General features: G+C 71.0%; 18 protein-coding genes and 1 pseudogene. 14 read left to right on the top strand and 5 right to left on the bottom strand.

Annotated elements, in window-relative coordinates; all coding sequences use genetic code 11:
• Nucleotides 1-161 precede the first annotated feature (161 nt).
• From ALLO2_RS10780 to ALLO2_RS10760, 5 genes are all read left to right on the top strand, one after another.
• Nucleotides 162-929 (top strand): metallophosphoesterase, encoded by a 768-nt coding sequence (locus ALLO2_RS10780; RefSeq protein WP_023841261.1) that lies wholly within the window; start codon nucleotides 162-164, stop codon nucleotides 927-929.
• A gap of 152 nt (nucleotides 930-1081) precedes the next feature.
• On the top strand, nucleotides 1082-1516 hold the full coding sequence (locus ALLO2_RS10775) for an SRPBCC family protein (protein WP_011437480.1): 435 nt from the start codon (nucleotides 1082-1084) through the stop codon (nucleotides 1514-1516).
• A gap of 6 nt (nucleotides 1517-1522) precedes the next feature.
• A complete protein-coding gene (locus ALLO2_RS10770) occupies nucleotides 1523-2737 on the top strand; it encodes an ArsA family ATPase (protein ID WP_035731674.1) in 1215 nt (404 codons plus the stop codon).
• Entirely contained in the window at nucleotides 2734-3309 is a 576-nt protein-coding gene (locus tag ALLO2_RS23285) for a hypothetical protein (protein WP_011437478.1), read from the top strand. Before ALLO2_RS10770 ends, ALLO2_RS23285 begins: the two co-directional genes overlap by 4 nt.
• Before the next feature lie 110 nt (nucleotides 3310-3419).
• Nucleotides 3420-4364: an ROK family glucokinase gene (locus ALLO2_RS10760; protein WP_035731776.1), complete on the top strand. Its 945-nt coding sequence runs from the start codon at nucleotides 3420-3422 to the stop codon at nucleotides 4362-4364.
• 100 nt (nucleotides 4365-4464) lie between these two features.
• On the opposite strand, the gene ALLO2_RS10755 is transcribed toward ALLO2_RS10760, so the two are convergent.
• The 3 genes from ALLO2_RS10755 to ALLO2_RS10745 are packed head-to-tail and all read right to left on the bottom strand — an operon-like array spanning nucleotide 4465 to nucleotide 7416.
• The gene (locus ALLO2_RS10755) at nucleotides 4465-5709 is read right to left on the bottom strand and encodes a hypothetical protein (RefSeq protein WP_011437476.1); all 1245 of its coding nucleotides are present in this window, start codon (nucleotides 5707-5709) and stop codon (nucleotides 4465-4467) included.
• A gap of 50 nt (nucleotides 5710-5759) precedes the next feature.
• Nucleotides 5760-6626 carry a hypothetical protein gene (locus ALLO2_RS25555; protein WP_011437475.1) on the bottom strand — a complete coding sequence of 289 codons (867 nt, stop codon included), beginning with the start codon at nucleotides 6624-6626 and terminating at the stop codon, nucleotides 5760-5762.
• The gene (locus ALLO2_RS10745; protein WP_035731672.1) at nucleotides 6619-7416 is read right to left on the bottom strand and encodes a carboxylesterase; all 798 of its coding nucleotides are present in this window, start codon (nucleotides 7414-7416) and stop codon (nucleotides 6619-6621) included. Before ALLO2_RS10745 ends, ALLO2_RS25555 begins: the two co-directional genes overlap by 8 nt.
• A 614-nt stretch (nucleotides 7417-8030) precedes the next feature.
• On the opposite strand from ALLO2_RS10745, the gene ALLO2_RS10740 reads away from it, so the two are divergent.
• The 6 genes from ALLO2_RS10740 (at nucleotide 8031) to ALLO2_RS27180 (ending at nucleotide 14533) form a co-directional block, all read left to right on the top strand.
• Complete coding sequence (locus ALLO2_RS10740; protein WP_011437473.1) at nucleotides 8031-8912, top strand: 1-acyl-sn-glycerol-3-phosphate acyltransferase; 882 nt, start codon at nucleotides 8031-8033, stop codon at nucleotides 8910-8912.
• Between the two features lie 308 nt (nucleotides 8913-9220).
• Nucleotides 9221-10486, top strand: coding sequence for a hypothetical protein (locus ALLO2_RS10735; protein WP_108913565.1), 1266 nt, complete (start codon nucleotides 9221-9223; stop codon nucleotides 10484-10486).
• A gap of 4 nt (nucleotides 10487-10490) precedes the next feature.
• Entirely contained in the window at nucleotides 10491-11021 is a 531-nt protein-coding gene (locus ALLO2_RS10730; RefSeq protein ID WP_011437471.1) for a polyadenylate-specific 3'-exoribonuclease AS, read from the top strand.
• Between the two features lie 127 nt (nucleotides 11022-11148).
• Nucleotides 11149-12174: a 6-phosphofructokinase gene (locus ALLO2_RS10725; RefSeq protein ID WP_035731670.1), complete on the top strand. Its 1026-nt coding sequence runs from the start codon at nucleotides 11149-11151 to the stop codon at nucleotides 12172-12174.
• Nucleotides 12175-12440: 266 nt separating this feature from the next.
• Nucleotides 12441-13799, top strand: coding sequence for a class II 3-deoxy-7-phosphoheptulonate synthase (locus ALLO2_RS10720; protein ID WP_369808145.1), 1359 nt, complete (start codon nucleotides 12441-12443; stop codon nucleotides 13797-13799).
• 116 nt (nucleotides 13800-13915) lie between these two features.
• Nucleotides 13916-14533, top strand: a complete 618-nt coding sequence (locus tag ALLO2_RS27180; protein ID WP_232235025.1) for a DUF4277 domain-containing protein — start codon at nucleotides 13916-13918, stop codon at nucleotides 14531-14533.
• Between the two features lie 814 nt (nucleotides 14534-15347).
• Here the strand turns inward: ALLO2_RS27180 and ALLO2_RS10710 are convergent.
• Nucleotides 15348-15722, bottom strand: coding sequence for a hypothetical protein (locus ALLO2_RS10710; protein ID WP_035731665.1), 375 nt, complete (start codon nucleotides 15720-15722; stop codon nucleotides 15348-15350).
• A gap of 323 nt (nucleotides 15723-16045) precedes the next feature.
• Between ALLO2_RS10710 and ALLO2_RS10705 the strand changes: the two genes are divergently transcribed.
• Nucleotides 16046-16825, top strand: coding sequence for an aminotransferase class IV family protein (locus ALLO2_RS10705; protein ID WP_011437467.1), 780 nt, complete (start codon nucleotides 16046-16048; stop codon nucleotides 16823-16825).
• Between the two features lie 11 nt (nucleotides 16826-16836).
• A complete protein-coding gene (locus tag ALLO2_RS24330) occupies nucleotides 16837-17082 on the top strand; it encodes a helix-turn-helix domain-containing protein (RefSeq protein ID WP_011437466.1) in 246 nt (81 codons plus the stop codon).
• Here the strand turns inward: ALLO2_RS24330 and ALLO2_RS10700 are convergent, their stop codons facing one another.
• The gene (locus ALLO2_RS10700) at nucleotides 17083-18438 is read right to left on the bottom strand and encodes an IS4 family transposase (RefSeq protein ID WP_157493343.1); all 1356 of its coding nucleotides are present in this window, start codon (nucleotides 18436-18438) and stop codon (nucleotides 17083-17085) included. It lies immediately after the preceding gene.
• A 134-nt stretch (nucleotides 18439-18572) separates the two neighbouring features.
• Between ALLO2_RS10700 and ALLO2_RS10695 the strand changes: the two are divergent.
• Nucleotides 18573-18815: pseudogene (locus tag ALLO2_RS10695) on the top strand (transposase); the annotation flags it as partial.
• Between the last annotated feature and the right edge of the window lie 7 nt (nucleotides 18816-18822).

Here is an 18822-nt window from a genome sequence, read left to right as displayed (position 1 = left end):
GGTTCCCTTCGACGGTGTCCGGCCGGTGATCGTCGCCGGTGAGCGCGACCGCCGGGGATACGTCCTGAGATATGCCCGGGATCCGCACGGCATCCCTCATCGGCCGGATGGACCGTTCGAGTAGGGGCGACGGACCCCTGTCGGCGCCTAAGCTTCCAGCCATGCGGGTCCACGTGGTCAGCGACGTGCACGGGCGGGCGGATGCGCTGGCGGCGGCGGGCGAGGGGGCCGACGCGTTCGTGTGTCTGGGTGATCTCATCCTCTTCATCGACTACCACGATCACGGCCGGGGCATCATGGGCGACCTGTTCGGCGCCGAGGCCGTGGGTCGCATGATCGAGTTGCGTAACGCCCAGCGGTTCGACGAGGCCCGGGAATGGTCCCGGACGCTGTGGGCGAGCCTGGGCGGGGACCGTACGCAGATCGTGGAGGCGGCCATCCGCCGTCAGTACGAGGCGCTGTTCGCGGCGTTCCCGACCCCGACCTACCTGACCTTCGGCAACGTCGATCTGCCGCACCTGTATCCCGAGTACCTGCGCGACGGCGTCACCCTGCTGGACGGGCAGACCACCACGATCGGGGGGTTGCGGTTCGGCTTCGTCGGCGGGGGGCTACAGACCCCGATGCGCACCCCCTACGAGATTGACGACGACGCCTTCGCCGCCAAGGTCGCCGCGGTGGGCGAGGTCGACGTCCTGTGCTGCCACATCCCCCCGCACATCCCCGAGCTGGTCTACGACATCGAGGCACGCCGCTTCGAGCGCGGCAGTGTGGCGATCCTCGAAGCCATTCACGCGACCCGGCCGCGCTACGTGCTCTTCGGGCATGTGCACCAGCCGTTGACGGCCAGCCTGGAGATCGACGGCACACGCTGCGTGAACGTCGGACATTTCCATGCTCGGGGGACGCCCTTCGTTCTTGAGTGGTAGCCGGCCGCTCGGCCGGGCGCGCTCGGTGTTCCGGTAGCCTCAGGCGATCGGTCGGGGATTGTTCCCGGGCCCCGGAGAGATCCGGGTTGCCGGTGGGCCGGCGACGCCGTGCTCTTCAGCCGCGCTCGAAGAATGTGGAGGTGCTGTCTGCCATGGCGGACCACGCCCGATCGACGATCGTCATCAACGCCCGGCCCGCCGCGGTGATGGGGGCGATCGCCGACATCTCCGCGTATCCGACCTGGATCGGCCAGATCGAGGAGGCCGAGATCCTCGATGTGGGCCCGGACGGCCGTCCCCGGCGCGCCCGGTTTCGGATCAACGCCGTCGTCATCAAGGACGAGTTCGTCAACGAGTACACCTGGAAGGGCGATGATCAGGTCGTCTGGAGCATGGTCGAGGGCCAGGCGATGTCATCGCAGGACGGCAGCTACACCCTGCGCGACCTGGGTGACGGTAGCACCGAGGTGACCTACGACCTCACCGCCGAGACGAAGATCAAGATTCCTGGTCTGCTCCGGCGGAAGGTGCAGAGCGGCATCGTGGAGGCCGCTCTCAAGGACCTCAAGAAGTACGTCGAGAGCTGAGCGCACGTGCGGTGTGTGCTCTTCACGGGGAAGGGCGGCGGCGGTACCACCACGGTGGCGGCGGCGACCGCGATCCTCGCCGCCCAACGGGGTCACCGGACCCTCGTGCTGTCGGTCGACCCGGCCGCGGGGCTCGCCGGCGCGCTCGACCACCCGATCGGCGCCGAGCCGACCGAGCTTGAACCGGGGTTGCACGGCCAGCAGGTCGACCTGCGCCGCGCGGTCGAGACCCGGTGGCCGGCCGTACGCGAGGTGCTGGCGGGCACCTGGCCGGCCATCAACGTCGATCCGTTCGACCTGGAGGAGTTGGCCTTCCTGCCGGGGGCCGTCGAGACCCTGACGCTGCTCGAACTGCGCGACGGTCTCACCAGCGAGAACTACGACCTGGTGGTGGTCGACGGAGGCCCGGCGGCGGCGCTGGTGCGGCTGCTGGCCTTTCCCGAGACGCTGTCGTGGTACTGCCGCCGGCTGCTGCCGCCCGACGGTGCCTTCGCGCGCTGGCTGCGACCCGGTTTCGGCTGGGCGGCGGCGCTCGGCGGGCGGTGGAGCGCGCTGGCGGCCCCCGCCTACGACACCGTCTCCCGCCTGCACCGGGCGGCGGTCGACCTGCGCGCGATCCTCACCGACCACGCCACCACCAGCGTCCGGCTGGTGGCGACCCCCGAGAGCTCGGCGCTCGCCGCGGCCCGCGGCAGCTTTACGGCGCTGTCGCTGCACGGGTTCACTCTGGACGGCGTCGTCGTCAACCGGATCTTTCCGCCGGCGAACGCGGACGCCTGGCGGGCGGGGNGGGCCGCCGTTCACCGCGAGCAGCTCGCCGACATCACCGCGGCCTTCATGCCCACCCCGGTCCTCCCGGTCGGCTACCGGGCGGGCGAACCGATCGGCCTGGAGGAGCTGGCCGCTTTCGGCGCGGCGACCTACGGTGAGCTCGATCCGGGGAGTGTTCTCGGGGAGCCGCTCATCGGCCCGAGCGGCCAGCCGCGGGTGGAACGCACCGAGGACGGGTTCGCGCTGTCCTTCGGCCTGCCGTTCGTCGACAGTTCCCAGATCGATCTGGCCCGGCTGGGTGATGACCTGGTGGTGACCGTGGGGTCGTACCGGCGGGCTGTTCCGCTGCCCGCGGCGTTGCGTCGCTGCGACGTGAGCACCGCCCGGCTGCGTGACGACCGGCTGGTCGTCTCGTTCGTTCCGGACCCGCGGCAGTGGGTGCGGGTATGACCACGCAGCGGTCCACCCCGGGCCGGCCCGCCGGCGCTGGGCCCGACTTCACCACGCCTCCCCCCGGCACGCCTCCCCCCGACCCGTCCGCGTTGCCCGGCCGCGGGTCGCTCGCGGTCGAAGCCGCCCTGCTCGCTGACGCCCTGCGGGACTGGGCCGCCTCGCATCTGCCCCCCGGTCCCGCCGGGCATCCCGGTCCCGCCGCATCGTCGGCGGCGGGACCCGCTGCCGACGATGCGGCGGCGATGCCCGATCCCCAGGCGGATCCGGCGCCGGGACCCGCGGATCACACCTGGCCCTGCGCCGTGTGCCCACTGTGCCGGCTCCTGTCGAGCCTCGCTGGCGACCGCCCCGAGGTGGTTGGCCATCTCCTCGCGGCGGCCGGATCCCTGACCGCGGCGTTCCGCGCCGCCCTCGGTGCCGGTGGGGAGGGCGCTCCCGGGCCCGCCACGCCGCGACGGCGCGAGACGGCGCGCCCCGCATCCGGAGATCATCCATGGCCGGGGGACACCACCGGCACCCAACCAGCCACCGCGCTTAGACCCCGCGTGCAGAGGATCGATATCACGTGAGCATCGCTACTCCTGATAGTTCGAAGAACCTGGATATTCCGGGCAGCTTGACGGTTCCGCGCGCCGAGCGTGCCGGCGCGGCCCCCGGCCCGTTGCCGGCGGAGAACCGGATGGAGGGCCTGACGATCGGCATCGACGTTGGCGGGACGAAGGTCGCCGCCGGCGTCGTGGACGGTGCGGGGACGATCATCACTTCCCTGCGTCGGCCCACCCCGGGCCATTCGGCCGCCGAGGTCGCGGACACCATCGCCAGCGTCGTCGCGGAGCTCAGTGCCGACCACGCCGTGCGCGCGGTCGGCATCGGCGCGGCCGGGTGGGTCGACTCGGACCGGTCCCGCGTCCTGTTCGCACCGAACCTCGCCTGGCGCGACGAACCCCTGCGCGACGAGGTCGGGGGGCGCATCGGCCTGCCCGTCGTCGTGGAGAACGACGCCAACGCGATGGCCTGGGCGGAGTACCGTTTCGGGGCCGGCCGTGGCCGGCGTGACCTCGTCTGCCTGACGGTGGGAACCGGCATCGGCAGCGGCATCGTCCTGGGCGGTGAGCTCTACCGGGGCGCGTCCGGTATCGGCGCCGAGATGGGTCACATGCGGGTGGTACCCGACGGGTATCCGTGCGGTTGTGGTAACAGAGGGTGTTGGGAACAGTATGCGAGCGGGCGAGCGCTGGTCCGGCTGGCGAAGAACATCGCCACCGTGGATCCGAGTGCGGCCGTGCCCATGCTGGAGCATTGCGGCGGTGGCGTCGACGCGCTGACCGGCCCGGACGTCACCGAGGCGGCGCGCAAGGGGGACCCGGCGGCGATCAGGTGCTTCACCGAGATCGGCCACTGGCTCGGCGAGGGCATGGCGACGCTGGTCGCCGCGCTCGACCCGAACCGCTTCGTCATCGGCGGCGGCGTCTCCGACGCCGGCGAGCTGCTGCTCGGCCCGGCCCGGCAGAGCCTCCTGGCCGCTATGCCCGGGCGGGATTACCGTTCCGAGCCGGACATCGTCATCGCCGAGCTCGGATCCCAAGCGGGCCTCGTAGGCGCGGCCGACCTCGCCCGGTTCTGACCCGACCCCCACGGCGATCCCAGGAGGGTCGCCGAAGGCGATTCGGCGGAGACCCCGTACGGCGCCCTGTGACAGGGGTCCCCGCGTCGCGGCGAAGCCGCTACGCGGGGGAGGCCCGGTAGTCGGGTACCAGTTCGGCGGCGAGCTCCTCGAGGAACAGCCCGGTGTCGGCGACGACGCCGACCGCGTGCGCGCTGGTGCGTTCGATGAGGGCGTGCACCGTCGAGGGGTTGACGTCCACGCAGGCCACCGGGACCGAGGCCGGCAGGATGTTGCCGGTGGCCACGGAGTGCTGGGCGCTGGCGATCATGAGGGCGAACGCCACCCCCCGTAGCGCGGCGCGCATCGCCCGCTGGCCTGCCAGGACGTCGGTGTGGACGTCGGGCAGCGGGCCTTCGTCGCGGACCGATCCGACGAGCACGAAGGTCTTGTTGGCCTTGACCATCGCGTGCATGATCCCCTGGGTGAGCACGCCGGACTCCACGGCGGCCCGGATGGATCCCTCCCGGCGGATCGTGTTGACCGCGCGGATGTGCTGCTCGCTGCCGCGCTGCACCCGGCCGCTGCGCAGCGGCCCGAGCCCCAGCGGCGATCCGTAGAGGGCAGCCTCCACGTCGAGTGTCGCCAGCGCGTTGCCGGCGAACAGCACGTCGACATAGCCAGCCCCGACGAGGGCGACCAGCGCCGGCCCGGCTCCGGTGCTCACCACCGCCTGACCCGCCACCCAGAGCACCTGCGAGCCCTCGGCCTTCACCTCGCGGATCTGGCGGGCGATCGCCCGGACCAGGACCGCCTGCGGCTGGGTGGAGCTCGGCAGCGGGGCGGCCAGGGATTCGTACTCCTCGTAGATCCGGCTGGAATGGGCGGTGACCGGCAGGACGACCTTCACCCCGTCCACGCCGCACACGATCATGTCTCCCGCGCGCACGTCGGTGACCGGTACCGTTCGCACCCGGCCGTGCGAGACCACCAGGCCGCAGTCCATCTCGGGATGCTCCACCGGCACCCACTGGCCGTCGAGGTGGACGACGGTCTCCAGATTGGTGGTGGAGTAGAAGTCCGGGGGGAAGACGCCGTCGCGGTCGGCCGGCTCGCACCGGGCCGTGCCAGACTCGATCTTGTTCACGCCGTGGACCTGGATCCGCATCAGAATGCGCATGAGCTGACTCGGTGAGTCGGCCCCCACCGTGATGACCGCGTGGGACTCGTCATCGTGGCTGCGCCCCAGGTCGATACGAACGACCCGATAGTCACCGCCATAGTCCAGCACGTCATCGAGAACCCGGGCCAGCACGCCCGTATCCATGAGATGTCCGTGGACTTCGACCTTTTCGTGATATTGCACGCCCCACGCCCTTCCATCTCGGTGCCGGTACGACGGCTGCCACGCCGCGCTCAGACCACCGCGCCGTCGTCGGGGCCGTCGAAGTCCGTGGGCGGACGGTCTCCCATCCGCGCGACCAGCGTGCCGACCCCGCCGAGGATCAGCAGAACCCCGGCGACGTTCTGGGTTCGGGACTGGTTGAAGTCGATCAGGTCCGGAACGACGAGGAACATCACACCGAGGGCGATCGAACCGAGCGCCCAGCGTGTCACGGGCCTGATCCGTGGCAGCGGTGGCGGGGGTGGCGGCTCGTAGTGCTCGCCGTCCGGGTCCAGATCCGGATCCGGATCCAGATCCGGGTCGTCCAGACCCTCCGGGAGCTGGCCGGAACCCGGCAGATCGCCGAGGTCGACGACGAGGTCCTCGGTGCCGCCGCGTCCCCGTCGGCCGCCCTCGCCGCCCGCGGACGGGAACGGCAACTGGTCGAGCCCGGGTTCGGTCCGGTCCTCCGACACGGGCGGAGCAGCCGGCTCGAACGGCGGACGTAGGATGATCACAGTGGGGCGGCGGGTGTCGTCCAGATCCTCCGCAGCCGGCCACCGGTGGGATTCGGGCTCCTCGTCGAAGCGCGCGATGAGTTCGAAGAACGCGGCGTCGTCGGCTTTCTGGGAGCGCGGGGAGGGCCGCGGTGCGTCGCCCCCCGCGGTTGTCGCGGATCCGTCGCTGTCGCCGTCGAGACCGCCGCCACCCCGGCCGGCCGTGGGCGCGGCACCGGGCGTGGATCCGCCGCCGGTCGGCTCCTCGCGGTTCGCGGAGGTGCCACCGCCACCGGCGGGGGCGCCGCCCGGCCCGCCGAGGGGAGCCCCCTCGGGCGCGGCGCCGTCCGCCGGCGAGGGCCGGTGCTCGCCGGGTCCTGAACCCGGTGACCGCTCAGTCATCGCCGCAGGGCGCGTCGGGCACGAGCGCGCGTGGCGCGTGCCGCCGGACGAATTCCAGACTTCCGTCGAAGATCGTTTCTCGGTCGTTGTCGAGCGTCGCGACGTGGTAACTGTTCTCCAACAGTCGTTCTTCGGCCGGGGCGCGCAGCCCGGCCAGCAGAATCGCGCCGGAGCTGGCTTCCACCACATGGTCGACGACGCTGCGGTAGGTGAGGACCGGACAGACGATCCGACCGAGCTCCGGCCGGGTCACCGCCCACAGTTGGCGCAGCGACGCGAACGGGCGCAGGGGTACCCGGTCGTAACCGACCTCGGGCACGCCCTCGGCCTTCACGTCGCCAGCCACGCCAGGCACGGCGGGGATCACCCGGCTCAGCAGCGGGGCGAACGCCGCGTGCCACCGGTCGGTGGTGAGGCTGGGATTCACCGTGACGAGGCCGGCGAGGTCCCCGCCGTGCTGCTCGGCCAGCCGCAGGGCCAGGGTCCCGCCCATCGACAGCCCCATGACGAAGACCTGCTCGCAGGTGGTCCGCAGCCGCAGAAACGCGGTCTCCGCCGTAGCGTACCAGTCCGGCCAGGTAGTGGGCACCATGTCCTGCCAGCGGGTGCCATGGCCGGGCAGCAGCGGGCACNAGACTGTCAGTCCGACTGCGGAGAGGTACTCGCCCCAGGGCCGCATGCTGCCCGGGGAGCCGGTGAACCCGTGGACCAGCAGCACGCCGACCGACCCACCCTCGAACTCGAACGGTTCCGCGCCCGGGAGGACGGCCGCACCGGTGACACCCGCCATCGTGATCCGCCCTTCGTGCCTCGCGCGCCCGCCCGTATGCCGCGATGCGGGTCCGGCGACGCGCGGAGGGAAAACGCCGGTAAACGCATGCTCGCACGGTCCGCGGGCTGAGGCCACGGTCGTGCGTGTCTCACTCGCTGCGCAACATCGCTGCGCAACATCGCTGCGCAGAAGCCGCCGGACGGAAAGTCTCCGCCTGATGATATCGGTGATGGGTGGCCACGCGCGCGGGACATCGGGATCGAGGCGCGGTCCGCGGGGGGTTGGGGGCCCGCCGTCAGGTTTCCTGGCCGGCACCGGAGAATGACACGCCGAGCGGGGTAGACCCCGTTCGGTGGACGTCGTGATGACCTCTCCTTAGGCTCGAACAAGCCCATCATCCTGGCGACCCGGCCCTGGGCGACCCGGCGCGGTGGGGTCGCAAGGATCGTCGGGGTCTCCGTGGCGGACCCCGACGAGGCCGCGGGTCGTGGACCGGCGGCGTGCGCCCCGGTGCCCGACCGGCCGGTCGGTTCGTGGGAGGTTCGGGCCAGGTGTGATCGGCGTCGGCGGATGAAGACGGGCGACTGGCCACGGGCGCCCCCGGCGGGCCGTCGTCGTGCGGCGGTGACCAGGTGGGAGCTGTCTTGTTCTACTGGGTGGTCAAGGTATTCCTGACACCTGTCCTGCGACTGTTCTGGCGTCCCTGGGTCGAGGGGGCGGAGAACATCCCCCTGGAGGGGCCCGCGATCCTCGCCGGCAACCATCTCTCCTTCCTGGACCACCTCTTCCTGTCGCTGGTCGTCCCCCGCCGTGTCACCTACCTGGCGAAGAGCGACTACTTCACCGAGGCGGGCGTCAAGGGGTGGTTCAAGCGGGTGTTCTTCAGCGGCGTCGGCCAGATCCCGATCGATCGCAGCGGCGGCAAGGCGAGCGAGGGCGCGTTGCGCTCGGGGGTCCGGGTGCTCCGCCAGGGCCGCCTGCTCGGGATCTATCCGGAGGGCACCCGATCCCCGGACGGCCGGCTCTACCGCGGCAAGGTCGGTGTCGCGCGCTTGGCGCTGGAGGCCGGGGTCCCGGTCATCCCCGTGGCGATGATCGGGACTTTCGAGGTTCAGCCGCCGGGCCAGCTGGTGCCGAAGATCCGTCGGGTCGGCATCCGCATCGGCCGCCCGCTCGACTTCAGCCGCTACGCGGCCATGGCAGATGATCGTTTCGTCCTGCGCTCGGTCACCGACGAGATCATGTACGAGCTGATGGCCCTGTCCGGCCAGGAGTACGTGGACCTGTACGCGAAGCGGGCCAAGGAGGAGCTCGCGGCCGCCCGGGCACAGGCGGCTGCCGGGGCGGCCGCGGCGTCTACTGGCACGGCATCGGTCTCCCCGGCGTCCACCGGCACAGCGCCGGGTTCCCCTGGGGCGGCGACGCCGGCTCGGTCTCCGGATCAGCTCGGGCTGCCGGTCACGGCGCCGGCGAACCCACGTGCCACCAAAGACCGGATCGACCGGGCGGTCTGACCCGTTTGCGGTGGGCACGGCAGGATGGTCCGGTGTGTGGTGACAGCGTTCCTGGCTGGACGGCGATCGGTCGGCGTCGCGGCGGCTTCGAACATCCCCGGCGATTCCCGGGACGGCGTCCACTTCTGGTCGCGCTCGGCCTGATCGTCGGCTGCCTCGCGGGAACGGGCCCGGTGCCCGGGGCCTCGGCGGCCGGTTCCCCCGCTGGACCCGCCGCACCTGCTGGACCCGTTGGACCGTCCGTGGGCGCTGCCCCGGCCGATACGATCGGTCGCTCGGGAACGTATCTTACGGACAGTGATCGCCGGGTGGTCGTCCTGCATGGAATCACGGTGCCGGCCGGGGTGACGCCCACCGCCGGGGACATCGACACCTGGGTCGGCTTCGGATTTACCGGGGTGCGCCTGGCGGTCCCGATGGCCAGCGGCGGCCGCTTCCCGGCGACCTCCGGTGGGCCGGTCCTCGACGGTGCCGGCGCGGCGACCACGCCCGCCGACCCCGGACTCGACCAGGCCGCCGCCCTCACCCGCATGTTCACCGACCGCGGGTTGCGGGTCACGCTGCGGATCGTGCCCTCCTCGGCGGGCTACGTGCCCTCCGTCGCCGGCCTCGCCGCGGGGCTCGAACGGTTGGCGACGCGGTTCCGCGATGTGCCGGGCCTGCTCGGCTACGAGGTGCCCGATGGTGGTGGCGGCGGTGCGGGTCTCGTTGCGGCGGTGGCCGCGCATGACGGCGCGCACCTGCTGTGGCGGGAGCGGCCTGCCCCGTTCGACGCCGCATCGACGGTGGCGGTCAATGATCCGACCGGATACCTGGTCGGCTGGAAGGACGGGTCGGCGGTCAGTGTCCGCGGTCTCGTCGCCTCCGCCGACGCGTTCGGCCTGAGCTGGTTCTACGACGTCCCGAGCCCGACCGGGGGCACGGTGGGCACCGCCGCGCCCGTCGGGCTCGGCGGCGCCGAACGCCGGGCGCCCGCCCCGCCCGCGGACATCGTCCGCCCCTACCCCGTGGCCATCGCCGGGGTACCGGAGGTGTTGCGCTTCGACGCGTCGCGGGTGCTGACGGTGGCCTATCGGACCGCGCCGTCGGCCGGGCCGCCCCTCGCTGCCGGCACGGCGACCGCGATCAGCGTGCCGGCCTGGTCCTATCCGACGGGCTACCAGGTGCAGGTCACCGGGGCGCGGGTGACGTCCGCGCCCGGGGCGGGTCTGCTCTGCCTCGTCAGTGATCCCGGCGCCGCCCGGGTCGAGGTCCGGGTCTCTCCGGCGACCGGTCCCGCGGTGACTCCGCCGTCCGTCGCGGGTTCGGCCGGCTGCCGCGCGACGCCGGCGATCGTCCCGGCGGGAGGGCGGTCGCCGGGACCGGACGGTCCGCGGGTGGCGGCGTCCGGGGATGACGCCACGGAGGAGTACTCCGGGCCGCTGCTGTGGCTGCTGCCGTTGGTCGGTGCCGCCTTGGCGGCGCTGCTGCTCGGGGCCTTGCTGCGCCCGTGGCGCCGGCGCTCGGGCCCCGGCCCGGGGTGGTCCGCGGTCGAGCGGCCGACCATGGCGGACACCTCGGCCGGAGGAGACTGAGCCGGTGGGAACCCGCTTCTTTTACGACACCGAGTTCATCGAACGCGCCGACACCGGTCATCACTGGCTCGATCTGGTCAGCGTCGGAATCGTCAGCGAGGACGGCACACAGCGGTACTATGCCGTGTCGACCGAGTTCGACCCGTCGTGGGCTGTGCCCTGGGTCCGTCGCAACGTCCTCGACCAGCTGCCGTCGCCATCGGACGAGGCGTGGAAGCCGCGGGCCCGAATCCGCGACGAGGTCGCCGCGCTGTTGACCGCGGGCGGTGCCCCCGAGCTGTGGGCCTGGTACGGGGCCTATGACCACGTGGTGCTCTGCCAGCTCTTCGGCACGATGACCGCCCTGCCCGCCCAGCTGCCCCGCTTCACCCGGGACCTGCGTCAGCTGTGGGAGGAAGTGGGCCGGCCGGTTCTTCCCGCACCGCCGCCCAACGCCCACGATGCGCTCGCCGACGCCTTGCACAACCTCGCCCGGTGGCGGGTTCTCGCCCCGCTGCGCGCCCAGGTCGCCGCCGTGTCGAACCCATCCCGATGAGTCGATGACGTGGCCGTGGCGGCCTCGTCATTGCCACGCCACGTGACCGCGCTGTTGTCCTGAAGTGTGGCTCTCCCGCTACGCTGCCGCCGGAGAAAGCGGTGTACGGTCGACGAGAGGACTCGGGATGAGGATCGGCGTACTGACCGGCGGCGGCGACTGCCCGGGACTCAACGCGGTGATCCGGGCCGTCGTGCGCAAGGGAGAGAGCGTCTACGGCCACAGCTTTGTCGGGTACCGGGACGGCTGGCGAGGGCCGCTGACCGGCGAGACGGTCCCCTTGGACATCGCGGCCGTGCGGGGGATCCTCCCGCGTGGCGGCACGATCCTCGGCTCCAGCCGCACCAATCCCTACGCCGCCGTGGACGGGCCGGCGCTGGTGCGCGAGCACCTCGCCGCAGCCGAGGTGGACGCGCTCATCGCGATCGGCGGGGNGGACACCCNGGGGGNGGCCGCCCAACTACACGCCGAGGGACTGCCCGTGGTCGGAGTGCCCAAGACCATCGACAACGACCTCTCCGCGACGGACTACACCTTCGGTTTCGACACCGCGGTCAACATCGCCACGGAGGCGATCGACCGGCTGCACACCACCGCGGAAAGCCATCACCGGGTGTTGATCGTTGAGGTCATGGGCCGTCATGCCGGGTGGATCGCTCTGCACAGCGGCATGGCGGGGGGNGCCAACGTCATTCTCATCCCGGAGCGGCCGTTCGACTTCGACAAGGTGTGCGCCTTCGTCGAAGCCCGGTTCGCCACCCACTACGCGCCGATCATCGTCGCGGCCGAGGGTGCCGTCCCGATCACGGGTACCCTGGTCGCCAGGGAGGGTGAGGTCGATGCCTTCGGGCATGTCCGCCTGCAGGGCATCGGGGCGGTCCTGGAGACCGAGATCCGCGCCCGCACCGGTCGTGACGCGCGCGCGACGGTACTCGGGCATCTGCAGCGCGGCGGCACGCCCACGGCCTTCGATCGATGGCTCGCGACGCGTTTCGGACTGCACGCCGTCGACGCCGTGCACGAAGGCGACTTCGGGGTGATGGTCGCCCTGCACGGCACCCGCATCGACCGGGTTCCGCTGCAGGATGCGACCCGCGAGCTCAAGACGGTGCCCGAGGAGCTCTACCACGAGGCCGAGATCTTCTTCGGCTGACCGGGGGAGGGGCGGGCCGTCGGGCCGGATCCGCTCCGGGAACCGATCCCGGTCCGGGAACCGATCCCGGTCCGGGAACCGATCCCGGTCCGGGAACCGATCCCGCTCCAGGATCTGATTTCGGTCCAGGATCCGGTCCCGATTCGGGAGCCAGGGCCGGGTGCCGAGTTCCGGGCGGATGCCTGTCCAAGGGAAGACGCCGATTCCCGGGAAGATGTCGGGCGANGGTGACCGCTCGAGCTCGACCTGGGCCGTACCCTGGTGTGGTGAGCGTACTGGATCTCTGGCGGACCCTTCCGGCCAAGCAGCAGCCGTCCTGGCCCGACCCGGCAGAGTTGAGAGCCGCCCATGACCAGCTTGCGGCCCTCCCCCCGCTGGTCACCGCGCCCGAGATCCGGTCCCTGACCGACCGTCTCGCGCTGGTCGCTCGGGGCGAGGCGTTCCTGTTGCAGGGCGGTGACTGCGCCGAGACCTTCGTGGCGAACACCGCCGACAAGATTCGGGACAAGGTCAAGACGCTGCTGCAGATGGCGGTCGTCCTCACCTATGGCGCGAGCACGCCGGTGGTGAAGGTCGCCCGCATCGCCGGGCAGTACGCCAAGCCGCGGTCCGCGGACATCGAGGCCAGCACCGGGCTGCCCTCCTACCGGGGCGACGCCGTCAACGACATCGCGCCCACGGCCGCCGCGCGGCAGCCCGATCCGATGCGGATGGTCGCCGCCTACCACCAGAGCGCAGTCGCGCTGAACCTCGTGCGGGCCTTCGCCACCGGAGGTTTCGCCGACCTGTCGAAGGTCCACGAGTGGAACAAGGCGTTCGTGCGGGATTCCGCGGCGGGTCGCCGCTACGAGGTGATGGCGACGGACATCGAGCGTGCCCTCGCCTTCATGGCCGCCTGCGGCATCGACCTCGATCGGACCGCCGCGCTGACCGGGGTCGAGCTGTTCACGAGTCACGAGGGCCTCCTGCTGGAGTACGAGCGTGCCCTGACCCGGATCGAGGACGCCACCGGCGACCCGTACGACCTGTCCGCCCACATGATCTGGATCGGCGAGCGGACCCGGGACCTCGACGGTGCCCACGTCGACCTGCTGTCCCGGGTGGGCAATCCGATCGGCTGCAAGATCGGGCCGAAGGCTGGCCCGGACGAGGTCCTCGAGCTTGCCGAGCGGCTCAACCCCGACCATGTCCCCGGCCGGCTCACCCTGATCTCCCGGATGGGGGCAAAGCGGGTCCGGGACACGCTGCCCCCGATCATCGAGAAGGTCAACGCCGCCGGGCCGCCAGTGGTGTGGTCGTGCGATCCGATGCACGGCAACACCCGTGACGTGGGCGGCGTCAAGACGCGCCACTTCGACGATGTCCTCGACGAGGTCTTCGGCTTCTTCGAGGTCCACAAGGCGTTGGGCACCCACCCCGGTGGCCTGCACATCGAGCTGACCGGGGAGAACGTCACCGAGTGCCTCGGTGGGGCCGAACTCATCGGGGAAGACGACCTCGGCGGCCGTTACGAGACCGCCTGCGACCCCCGTCTGAACACCGGGCAGGCGCTGGAACTGGCCTTCCTCGTCGCCGAGATGCTGCAGAACACGCGGGGAGAACGCGGCGCGCCGTGGCCCTCGTGAGCTGGACTTGTCTTCCGCACGTGCGTGCGTGCGATGAGCCAGCTGCTTGATCTCTTGTTCGGATCACGTCGGGGTGACCGCGATCGGTAGTGACGGGTCTGGGACTGTTCCTGGCTGTGACGGTCGCGATGGACTACGGGCCGCCGAGCGTGGAGAAGCCGCTCGGCGCGCTGCCCGTCGTGCGTGACTACCTGGCCCGCCTCGATGTCGCGGGCACGATCGACCGGCTCGCCCCGATGCGTGACAAGGTCAACCGGGCCACCCACGGCGACGTGATCGCCGCGCTGGTCGCCAACCGGCTGACCTCGCCGACCCCGCTGCTGCACGTCGAACGGTGGGCACGCCAGTGGGCGGTCGAGGAGATGTTCGGCCTCGCGCCGGACGTGTTGAACGACGACCGGGTCGGTCGGGCGCTGGACGCGCTCGCCCCGGTCTGCGAGGCCGTCGTCGGCTCGGTCGGCGCCGCGGCGATCACCGCGTTCGGCCTCGACGTGTCCCGGATCCACTGGGACATGACGTCGATCTCGCCGCACGGCGCCTACCCCGAGGCCGACGGCGACTACGCGACCCCGAAGTACGGCCATCCCAAGGACCGCCGCCCCGACCTCAAAAGGTCCAGACCGGGCCCGCGACCACCGGCGACGGCGGGATCCCGCTGGTCCACCGCGCCTACGACGGCGGCGCCGGTGAGGTCAGTCAGGTCTCCCAGGTCACCGCCGCGATACGCGCCCTGACCACGATCGCCGGCGAACGGCGGTTCCTGCTGGTCGGCGACAGCAAACTCGTCTCCTACCCCAACCTGACCGCGCTGACCTCCACGCCTGGGGTCACGTTCCTCGCGCCGGCACCGACGACGGCCGTGCCCGCGCAGGTCCTAGCCGCCCAGGACTGGGCCACCGCCNCCCTCGTCGACCACGTCGCGGCGCGCGACCAGGACAAGCCGATCCACGCCCGGGCGACTTACCGGGCCCGCGAGGGCGTGACAACCCTGCGGGGGCCCCGCAAGACCGACGCGGCGGTCACCGTGCGCACGGTGTTCATCTGGTCGTCCGCGAACGACCAGGCCGCCAAAGCCGCCCGCGCACTCAAACTCGACCGCGCCCGCACCGACCTCGACACCCTCACCCGCGCCGCGGGCAGCCAGCACCTCTACCGCACCGAAGCCGCGGTGAAAGCCCGCCTGACCCTGCTGGCGACGAAACACCGCGTCACCCGCTACCTCGTCGCCGCCACCAGCGTCGATCCGGACACCGGGAAACCGGCCCTGACCTGGCACTTCGACTCCGCCGCGCTCGACGCCGAGGCCGCCACCGACGGCTGGTACGCCCTGCTGACCAACCTGCCCGACACCATCGGCCCCGCCGAGGTACTCGCCCGCTACAAAGGCCAGGAAGTCGTCGAACGTCGCTACGGCGCGTTCAAGGGCCCGCTCGCGGTCGCAGGCCGCACCGTGGGCGGGGTGCTGGACGGGCCGTCTGTGGACGGGGCGGCCCCGTTTCGGATCCCGGGAAGCTGCGCCGGGATGGACGGGCCGGGGCAGCCTCTGTCTCAGAGCCTGGGCGGCACCCGACTGCCGAGGTCAACCGGCGCGACGCGGTGATCAGGAAGACCTCTGCTGCGGGCGTACAGATCGGCATCGGCAGGGCTGCGGAACTCCGGCTCACCGACGATGATCCGGACAACTCGGCCGTTCACGTCCAGCTCGACCACACCCCAGCCCGGATGTGGCGTCCGGATCGGGAGCGGTGGGGAGTGAGCGCCGTCAACGGCCGCTCCGACCGGCTCCCTCCCCACCCCGGCCACCACGCCCTGTCCGACTCCGGAACGCAGCACGGCGCTGGACGACGACCGGTCAGGGCTGGGCTGGTGGCCCTCGGCGGGCGTCCGGCCGGCGGCCCCGGGTTCGTTCGTGGGTCTGGTCACGTGGGCCCATGGCGAATAGATGCTTTCGTCATCTCCATGCATCTCTGAACAAGCGTCTCGATAAATGGGCGCGAGGTGAAGTCTCCCGGACCGCTTCTGCGGGTGGAGGCAGCATTGGGATCCCGACCGCCAGCTCAGTGTCCAAGATCGGGAAGTGGGTGGGACTAGCGGGTTATGACTCTGTAGAGAGTCCCCAGATTGCCGCGACACGAGCTCCACCCACAAGGTCACTGCACCGTCCCAGTACCGAACTTTCACTGAACTTGGCGGACCCAGACACCCATCCGCTTGCCGGGCTGCCCCCGGCTGCCAGACTCCAGGACATGGCGGAACTCGACGGCCACCCGGTCACCCCTGAGGCGCTCGCGGCGCTGGCCCTGACCAACCTCGGGCACTTCACCTCGATGCGCGTCGATGATGGCCGGGTACGGGGCCTGCCGCTGCACCTGAGCCGGCTGGTCCGTGACTGCCGCATCGTCTTTGCAGCCGACCTCGATCCGGAACACGTCCTGAAGCTGGTCCGTCACGCGGTCGGAGGCAGAACCGGCTCGCTCGTCGTCCGCGTCACCGTCTTCGACCCAGCACTGGAACTCGGGCACCCGGGTGCGACGGCCGCTCCACACATCCTGGTGACCACTCGACCGGTCGCGCCGACCGTGTTGCCGGCGCTACGCGTGAAGGCCTGCGTCTACTTGCGGGATCTTCCGATGGTGAAACACGTCGGCCTGTTCGGCTCTCTGTACCATCGCCGCGGTGCCCAACTCGACGGCTATGATGATGCGCTGTTCACCGATCCCACAGGAGTCGTCTCCGAAGGCGCCACCTGGAACGTCGGTTTCTTTGATGGCGACAACGTCATCTGGCCCAAAGCCGACGTCCTGCCTGGAGTAACCATGGGACTCCTGCAGCAGGTCGGCACTCACGTCACCGCCCCTGTTACCCTGGATATGCTCGGCAGCATGCAGGCGGCTTTTGCTACTAACACTTCGATCGGCGTCCGCCCGATCCACATGATTGATGGTGTGAACCTTCTCGACGACCATCCAATTCTACGGGAACTCCATGCCACCTATATCGCCATCCCCGGCGATTCCCTGGAGTAGGAAGCTCACGGATGGCTACCGTGATCCGCTGGACAGGACGAGAGATCCGGGCACTACGTCAGGCCAAACGGATGAGCCTGCAAGCATTCGCGGCACATATCGGCGTCAGCGAGCGCATGGTCTCGAAGTGGGAGGCCGGTAGCAACACCATCACCCCCCGGCCGGTCAATCAGGCAGCTCTCGACACCTCCCTCGCCTGCTCGCCGGCCTCCGTCCAGGAGCGTTTCGCACTCCTACTAACACCTCGACTTTCGTAGTTATGCGGCGGTGATCTCCCAGGCCNGTCGGAGGGTGTGGATTTCGGCTGGGGTGGGCTGTTCGGGGTGAGCGGGCTGGTATTTGGTGGCGATGAGGACGCGGCGGTGCTTGGCGAGCAGGTCGGCGGTCGAGGGCCGGGTCTTGGTGGTGTACCAGGGCGCGCGGGCGCGGTGCTCCGCGGCGTCGTCGTGGTGGTGGCCGGTGGTGAGGTACCAGGTGAAGGCGAGGGTCTGGCAGGTCAGGCCGAACGGGACGGCGCGTTGCGCGGCGGTGGCGAGCCGGTTGCGGGCCTGGCCGACGCCGACGAGTTGTTTGGCGTCTTCGATCGCGACCTCGTGTTCCCATCTTTGCCGGTAGGCCCCGGCCAGAGCGGTCGCGGTCGCCTCCCGCGGGTCACAGATCGTGGTGAGCAGGCCGGTGATCTCGTGTTTCCCGTCGCCCTCACGGTCGGGGACGTCGTACTCGACGAGGCGGGTGTAACGGGCTTTCGTCGGGTCCAGCGGCGCGCCGGCGCGGGCCGCGGNGACGAGGGTCTCCCGGGCCTTCCCGGTGACCTTCGGGTTGACCAGCACGGTCAGATAGGAACCGTCGGACAACGCGCGCAGCGGGGGCAGGCGCAGGGTGGCCTTGACCCGCCACAGCAGCGCCGCACCGGTGTCCGCCGCGGTGCACCAGTCCGCCCACGAGTAGAAGTTACGGTCCGCGAGCAGCAGCCAGTCCGAGGCCAGCCGCGGGTAGACAGTCCGGGCCAGTGCCTGCTCGCTGGCGGGTTTCGCCCCACCGGCCGGGCCGAACGCGGCCAGNACCGGCGCGTGCGAGGCGCACTCGGACACGGTCACCGCGCGGACCTTCGGCAGTACCCCTGGCGCGTCGACGCGGCCGGCCGGTAGGCCGAACGCGGCGATGTTCTCCTTCGAGGCGGGGGCATCCCATTCCAGCCCGTCGATGCTCATCAGCCGCCACCGGCTCAGGAACGCCCCGACCGTGTCCAGGTCCGCGACCGGCCCGGCGACCTGACCGAACAGTTCGGCCAGCGGCGCCGCACCGAGCCGCTGGCGGGCCTTGGTCAGCCCTGACGAGGTCGGTTCCCACCGCGGCCCCACCACGTCGAGATCGGTGAGCGTGGCGGCGAGCCGGCGGGCGACCGTCTCGTAGTCGTCGTCCGCGAACAACGCGAGCGCCATCACGAAATAGGCCACGACCTGCGGGGGGATCGTCGTGTCGGAGCGCCGGGCACCCGCCCCGGTCGCCTCGATCGCCTCATCGACCGCATCACGCGGGACGAACGACGTCAGGACCCCCAGAGAGATCCAGTCCGTCAGCTGGCTNCCCGCAACCGCCTCACTGTCCGCCACACACCCCGATCATGCCGGCAACCAGACAGAACAGCCGGAACCGACACACCGACGACCATCAAGATCCAGTTAGTGGAAGCGGCATTGGGACCCGAGCCCGTGACGCGGGGGTCCTGGGAAGAGCGAGTACCACGGCTCGTCCTCCGGAGAAGGCCGATCAGACGGCCAACCGTAAGAAGCGCGGCAGCGCCGGAGGTCGCCCGGTCCGCCACGACGCCGCGCTCTATAAAGACCGCAACACCGTGGAGCGCGGCATCAGCAAGATCAAGGAATGGCGGGGNCTGGCCACCCGCTACGACAAGACACCCGAAAGCTACGCCGCAGGACTCCACCTGCGCGGATCCATCCTCTGGCTACGCAGCCTGCCAACCCCATGATCCAAAC

It is taken from the genome of Frankia sp. Allo2 (genome assembly GCF_000733325.1).
GTDB lineage: Bacteria > Actinomycetota > Actinomycetes > Frankiales > Frankiaceae > Frankia > Frankia casuarinae.
Note: the sequence above shows the minus strand (reverse complement) of the source record. Positions and strands in the feature narration are given on the sequence as shown.